7 protein-coding genes and 1 pseudogene are annotated in these 4,687 nt (G+C 57.0%); 2 read left to right on the forward strand and 6 right to left on the reverse strand.

Annotation, left to right across the window (positions count from 1 at the left end; translation table 11 throughout):
• From EOA86_RS22905 to EOA86_RS22915, 3 genes are all read right to left on the reverse strand, one after another.
• Positions 1-236: hypothetical protein (locus tag EOA86_RS22905; protein ID WP_206630104.1), on the reverse strand; the 236-nt coding region annotated here is incomplete at its 3' end.
• On the reverse strand, positions 233-427 hold the full coding sequence (locus EOA86_RS22910; RefSeq protein WP_128343719.1) for a hypothetical protein: 195 nt from the start codon (positions 425-427) through the stop codon (positions 233-235). The genes EOA86_RS22905 and EOA86_RS22910, both read right to left, overlap by 4 nt.
• Before the next feature lie 4 nt (positions 428-431).
• A complete protein-coding gene (locus tag EOA86_RS22915) occupies positions 432-986 on the reverse strand; it encodes a MerR family transcriptional regulator (RefSeq protein WP_128343721.1) in 555 nt (184 codons plus the stop codon).
• An 831-nt stretch (positions 987-1,817) separates the two neighbouring features.
• Between EOA86_RS22915 and EOA86_RS22920 the strand changes: the two genes are divergently transcribed.
• Positions 1,818-2,051 carry a hypothetical protein gene (locus EOA86_RS22920; protein ID WP_128343723.1) on the forward strand — a complete coding sequence of 78 codons (234 nt, stop codon included), beginning with the start codon at positions 1,818-1,820 and terminating at the stop codon, positions 2,049-2,051.
• A 541-nt stretch (positions 2,052-2,592) separates the two neighbouring features.
• On the opposite strand, the gene EOA86_RS22925 is transcribed toward EOA86_RS22920, so the two are convergent.
• The gene (locus EOA86_RS22925) at positions 2,593-2,856 is read right to left on the reverse strand and encodes a hypothetical protein (protein ID WP_128343725.1); all 264 of its coding nucleotides are present in this window, start codon (positions 2,854-2,856) and stop codon (positions 2,593-2,595) included.
• A 250-nt stretch (positions 2,857-3,106) separates the two neighbouring features.
• Here EOA86_RS22925 and EOA86_RS39550 point away from each other — a divergent pair.
• Positions 3,107-3,307: pseudogene (locus tag EOA86_RS39550) on the forward strand (thermonuclease family protein); the annotation flags it as partial.
• 227 nt (positions 3,308-3,534) lie between these two features.
• On the opposite strand, the gene EOA86_RS22935 reads toward EOA86_RS39550, so the two are convergent.
• Positions 3,535-4,494 carry a YeeE/YedE thiosulfate transporter family protein gene (locus EOA86_RS22935; protein ID WP_128343729.1) on the reverse strand — a complete coding sequence of 320 codons (960 nt, stop codon included), beginning with the start codon at positions 4,492-4,494 and terminating at the stop codon, positions 3,535-3,537.
• Positions 4,491-4,685: a hypothetical protein gene (locus tag EOA86_RS39555; protein WP_245497351.1), complete on the reverse strand. Its 195-nt coding sequence runs from the start codon at positions 4,683-4,685 to the stop codon at positions 4,491-4,493. The genes EOA86_RS22935 and EOA86_RS39555 overlap by 4 nt, the downstream gene beginning before the upstream one ends.
• Positions 4,686-4,687 lie beyond the last annotated feature (2 nt).

The following is a 4,687-nucleotide window of genomic DNA, read 5'->3' on the forward strand; positions in this document are numbered from 1 at the left end:
CGCTTGTAGTGTTCGATCAACCAGTCGAAGGTTCCGTGCTGGTGATGACGCATCGAGCCTTCCGCAGGATCCCCTTTGGTCGCCTGTATGTAAGCGGTGCGGAACTCCTCGGAGCCATATTCGCCGGGAAGGTAGGCGCTCGCCTTGCCCTTCATGCGGAAGCGCCAGCGGGCCTTGCCGTGACGGTCGAACACGCGCGAGACGCCCGGAAATGGATTTTGTGCGCGCCGCTTCATTTGAGCACGTCGTCCCATTCGTTGGGCTTGCCGTCGCCAGCACGGCTTTCGGCTGCGAGCGTTTCGACGAGAACCTCGATGCGGCCATCAGGATGAGAAACAAAGCGCGCGCGGTCATAGCCGGCAAGCTTTGCCGCCTTGAAGAGGCGGGTCGCATCGGCTTGGGTGATCAGAGCAGCGCGGTTTGCCATAGTTTTAGCCAGGCTCTCCCGATGATGGGGCCAACGCATTTACGATGTGCTTCACAATGGTCTTCATGTTGACGAACGTGACCGCGCCTGTCGGGTTCGACAGACACGAGATCAGGGGTTCGGCGCCCGCCCCGAAAAAGAGAAAGGTTAGTTTAGCCGGCGGCCTGTCGGCAGCGTCTACGATCTGCCCCGAATCCCAATCGAGTATTCGATCTCCGGGCTTTGAAGCATCGCCCATGAAGAATCCGACCACATTGTCTTCGGTATGAGTGCCGACCTTTAGGAAGCTGTCGATGTAACTCTCTATACGCAGCCCGAAGGTAGGATCTTGCGCAAATCGAATTGCATCGTCAGCAGCAAGGCCATGGTGGGTGAGCACCACGATGGCGCGAACCATGCAAACGTCTCTCAACGAGAAAAAGTGGTTCTGCCGCCTATCCGTCAGCGTTTCCGGGAATAACCCATTGCGCCTGCGCCAAGCGCGTAGCGTCACCTGCTTGCACCCCGCCGCCTCGCACACCTGCGGGGCAGAAAATAGCTTTTCAGTAGCCGCAATCACACCGACAGCCTCCGAAGCTGACTACACGCTACATGTGTAACGCAGTTTCGTCGACGATACAAGCGTATCACGATTAACGTTGTGGAAGATCGCTTTCGGACCTTCACCTAGGCGCAATTCGGGATGGCCGAGCGGCTTAAAGGCACCGGTCTTGAAATCGATTACACCCGTACTGATCCGCCCTACCCTGTCACGCCAAGTCTCGTATTATCAACGGGATAGCGCGACATCTTGCAACTCAGTCCCGTCTTGTACTTATCCGTGCTACTGAGTTGGGTAGCAAAATGATAGCAGGATGTTCGCTCGTTGTTCTTGCCCCCTATTGAGAGACGTGTTCTCAGTCTTGAAACGCGGCATGGTCGGCGTGAAGCGCCTTACCTATCGGCGGATTGGTAAAGCCAGTCTCGCCTAAGCAGAAGGCGCGAAAATTCCTTCGCCTGCGCAAGAAAGGCCGACTCGACTCTGAGTAGACGTTTCATCATTATTTCGCCGGTCTTGCGATTCGGTCGTCACCACACCTCTTTGGCACACCTCTAAGGCGGGCCACTGCCCGAGAAAGGAGGTGATACGTTATGACCAAAACCAAGATTGGTAGAGATGCCAAGACGGGGAAATTTATCCCCGTCAAGGTTGCGGTACGCCGCAAGGCAACCGCTATTGTCGAAACCATAAAGAGACCGTGACCTAGTCACGATCTTCCGGGTGGTCTTTCTTGACCGGAGGGCCACCCGGTTTCTATTTTGGGGCCTGCTTGAACCTTGTTCCCTGTTCTATGGTCTGGCGGGTTTTGGAAGGAGGCGGCGCAACACCTCGTCGCCCTTTTCCTGGCCTTTGTCTACCCTGCACATCCCGACGGCCAACTATTCCTATTCGACCATTGATCCGAGAGCCAAGCCTGGCGACAGGATGATATTCGAAGGCGAAGTGATCCACGTTGACGAGGAGTTGGGCCGGGTCACGGTGCAGGTGCTTGGGCGCGTCACGGGCGATGCCAGCACAGTCGAACTGGTGAGGGAGTTCCGACGGCCGAAAGGCACAACGCCGTTGGTCAACGAGCCGACTTGAAGCCCTACCGGCCGCCGGCAAATGACGTTTTACGAGCGCGTCAAGTCGGTCAGGTCGAATTTAGGACCTTGGGGCCTCCCGCAGTAGCCTCTGCGCGTCGAAGGGCAATCCACTTGTCCTCGAGACGCTTTCGCGTTTCTCGGTCGCTGTTGCAGGTTTCGAGCACGACCACCGACACCTTCAGACCTTTTTCATATGCGCGCCTCAAAGCATCATGTTTAGGCCGATATTTCTTGCCAGGATTACCGCGCGTCATGCCTGTGCCAAGAGAGTTGGGCATCGCGCAGCGCTTGGCGAAATCTCTTCGGGTCTATGCCGACGGCATAAGCCATCTCGGCAGCGTCTACCGATTCCGACAGCATCACACGCCTCTATTCGGTTATCACTGGTGCTTGACTTGAGGATAAGGGTTCGCCGCCCCTCGACAATAATGGGCTGATGACTTTCTGCATCTTCTCTCTGGCGGAAGCTTTCTGCTCTGTGGTGGGTGGCTTGGCCGGCATCCCGTCAATCTGCGATGGATAGCCCGTTGTCGCGCTGCTCAGGACGAAGGTGATCGACCTTCCCTGGTCTCCTCTTGCGCAATGAGATCCAATACGTCCTTCGCGCCGCGCATGCGCCAGATGCCTAAACGCTCGCCAAATCGCTCATAGGTCAGCGGGAACTCACGATCTTTGGCTGCGCGGATTAACGCAGCCTTGAATTCTTTCTTCCGATCAAAAAAGCGAACGACCATGATTTGAGTTCCCCCGTCAGTGGCGATCGGCGGAAATGCTAGCGCATACAAAAAGGCCAGCGAATCCACATCAACAGTTACTTTAGTGCGGCTGGACTCTTAAGAGCAACGGTCGCATGCTGCCCTTGGGGAGTAAGGGCTTGGACAATACCGATACGACAATCGGTCTGACCAATGGCGCAAGCGGACTGGCGCTAAGCTGCGGCGTGCACGCCAACTGGCCGGCATTCCGAAGCGCCTGGTCTTTGTGACCTAGCCGCAATGGGAGGCTATGCGACGCAGTTCGTCATGCAGCACAGCGATCGCGCCCCCGACCTCAATTTATCAAACTGGATTTGGATCGAAGCCGGCGCCGATTGCCGGCGTCGCCTCAGTCATTGACGGCGACACGATTGAGATCCACGGACAGCGTATCCGTTTCAACGGTATTGATGCGCCAGAGAGCCGACAGTATTGCAACGATGGCAACGGCTTCGACTATCCCTGTGGGCGCCGCGCCGCGCAAGCCTTGGACGAGTTCGGTCCGGGATCCCTCGAGTTCGCAAAAATTAACTCGCCCCCCTACTGCCCGGTCTTGGCGGCAAAAAAGCTGGCGCCTTTTGATCCGCTCAGCCCCTAGTCTAGAGACGAGGATTTGCAGAAGGCGGCGATGTCACGTAGGTCTCGATCCCGGCCAGGAGAGAACGCGCAGTTGGTGTAGCCCATTGGGGGTTTTCACATCCGGCCGATGTGCGACATGGGTCACTATCATGACCAGGATTTTGCCATCGAACCGAATTTGGCGATGAGGACGGCAAGCGTCGTAACGAAAAGCGCATAAGCAAGCACGGCCTGCCATGCTCCCATGGGCAAACCAATCATCAGCAGCGTATCGTTCCCGCCGGGAATAAGCAGCGCACCCAATCCCATAAGGATACCCGCAAGCGTTCTCCCGATTGCAGTCTTGACTGTCGGCCATTTCAGCGTGAAGCGCCGCTTCATAAATCTTGCGGAAGCAAAGCTGCCCGCGAACATGCAGACAGAGATCACGGCGCCAGCGACAGGTATCGAAACGACCGATCCGATCGGTGCTGTGATCGAGAACCCGGGTTCGAAAATTGCCACCAGCGTAAAGGTGATCCCGATCGCTCCCATCGACAGGGTCAGCCGCATGAAGTTGGAATCGGACCTTCGTGATACACCGAACCTCAGCGCCAGAACGGCCAACAGTGCAAGTGCGTTAAGCGCCGGCCCAACCGGCAGCGAAGCACTTGTAGGCGGCTGATCCGGAACCAGGTCGAACAGAGATTCGGCGTAAAACACCGCAAGGATGCCGAGAAACGCGAATCCGAAGTCAATTTCGCCATTTCCTATATGCCCAACCGACCCGAACACGCATGCACCGTTCAGATACGTACCAAGCCCGAACAACATGGTTGCAGGAACCAGATAGATGAGTGGCAACCAACCTTGCGGCATCATCGGCGACGCTTTGAGGATTGCGTAGACGAGCGCTGCCAACACGGCGCCCTCGACGAGCACGATGAATCGCGCCGGCCTCTTCTCCGAGACCAATTCCCTCGTGGCAATGACTGTGCAGATCGATCCCTGGTTAAGGGCGAAGCCGAGGACAAATCCCAACACCCCAAGTAAAGCAATACCCGCCCAAGTATCCTTGCTTGCATCCGCAAGGCTCGACCCGGATATGTTCATGAGGAGTTCGCTCATTTGGCAACCGGAATCGCCCCCGCTGAGTTTGCGGAGAAGCCGCGGACGAAGTCGATCACCTTGGCCGAAGACATTTCGCACGGCCGCAGGTGAACCTCGCCCGCCGGGGTATGATAGAGATTGAAGCTGACGATGTCGCGGCCCCCGAGTTCACGGGCGAACAGCCTCGTGCAGCCAGTCGACCGGTCGATGG

The organism is Mesorhizobium sp. M5C.F.Ca.IN.020.32.2.1 (assembly GCF_004023105.1).
Taxonomy (GTDB): domain Bacteria; phylum Pseudomonadota; class Alphaproteobacteria; order Rhizobiales; family Rhizobiaceae; genus Mesorhizobium; species Mesorhizobium wenxiniae.